Origin of the sequence: Micromonospora maritima, from assembly GCF_902825405.1 — a bacterium.
GTDB classification, from domain to species: domain Bacteria; phylum Actinomycetota; class Actinomycetes; order Mycobacteriales; family Micromonosporaceae; genus Micromonospora; species Micromonospora maritima.
Window position 1 is genome coordinate 1 of the sequence record NZ_CADEAU010000828.1, and the last position, 1494, is coordinate 1494.

1 protein-coding gene is annotated in these 1494 nt (G+C 74.8%); it reads left to right on the forward strand.

Going from position 1 to position 1494, the window contains the following annotated elements; translation table 11 throughout:
* A partial coding sequence (locus tag HUW36_RS32720; RefSeq protein ID WP_246248440.1) for an acyltransferase domain-containing protein occupies window positions 1-1494 on the forward strand: 1494 nt, incomplete at both ends.

Here is a 1494-nt window from a genome sequence, read left to right on the forward strand (position 1 = left end):
GGCCGCCCGGCTGGCCGCGCACCTGCGCGCCGCCCCGGCCGATCCGACGGCGGTCGCCTGGTCCCTGGCGACCACCCGGACCGCGTTCGAGCAGCGGGCCATCGTGGTCGGGTCCTCGGCCGGGGACCTGCTGTCCGGGCTGGACGCGCTCGCCGCCGGCACGCCGTCGCCGGCCGTGGTGACGGGTACGGCGTCCCGGACACCCGGTCCGGTGTTCGTGTTCCCCGGTCAGGGCGCCCAGTCGGCGCGGATGGCGGCCGGTCTGGTCGGGCGGACGCCGGTGTTCGACGCCGCGTTGGGAGAGTGCCAGGTGGCGTTGGCCCCCTACCTGGACGTGGATCTGGTGTCGGTGTTGACCGGCGAGGACGAGTCGTGGCTTGAGCGGGTCGAGGTGGTGCAGCCGGTGCTGTGGGCCGTCGGCGTCGCCCTCGCGGCCGTGTGGCGGCACGTCGGGGTCACCCCGCAGGCGGTGGTCGGCCACTCCCAGGGTGAGATCGGCGCGGCGTGCGTGGCGGGGATCCTGTCGCTGGAGGACGCGGCGAAGACGGTGGCGTTGCGGTCGCGGGCCCTGTCGGTGCTGCGCGGCACGGGCACGATGGCGTCGGTGGACCTGTGCGCCGACGAGGTGACGGCCCGTCTCGAAGGATTCGCCGGGGTCGGGATTGCGGCGGTCAACGGTCCGTCGACGGTGGTGGTGTCCGGCCCGCCGCAGGCCGTCGCCGACTTCGTGGCGGCCTGCCAGGCCGACGAGATCCGGGCCCGGTTGATCCCGGTCGACTACGCCTCCCACTCGGCGGCGGTGGAGGAGGTTGCCCGGCAGCTTCGCGCGGACCTGGCCGACATCGCCCCGCAGCCCGGCCACACGCGTCTGGTCTCCACGTTGACCGGTGACTGGGTGGACCCGGCGACCATGACGGCCGATTACTGGTACGACAACCTGCGGCAGACCGTCCGGTTCGACACGGCGGTGCGGACCGCGATCCACGCCGGACACAGCACGTTCGTGGAGATCAGCCCGCATCCGGTGCTGGCCATGCCGGTCACCGCGATCCTCGACGACACCGGCACCACCGGCCACGTGCTGTCCACGCTGCGCCGCGGCGACGACGACCCGACCCGGCTGCTGACCAACCTGGCCACCGCGCACACCGTCGGCCTGCCCGTCGACCTCACCCGCGTGCTGCCCCAGACGACCACCGTCGACCTGCCCACCTACGCCTTCGACCACCAGCGGTACTGGCCCGCCCCGCCGCGCTTCGTCACCGACCGCGACGGCGAACCCGACCCCGACCGCTGGCACTACCGCATCACCTGGACGGCCCGGTCCGACCTGCCGCTCACCCGCCTCGGCGGGACCTGGCTGCTGCCCGTACCCGCCGGCCTGGCCGACGACCCGCTCGTCACCGGCGTCCTCGCCGCGCTCGGCAACGTCGGCGCCGACCCCGTACCCGTGCCCGTCGACCCGGCGGACGACCCGGCCGCGCTCGCCGAGCG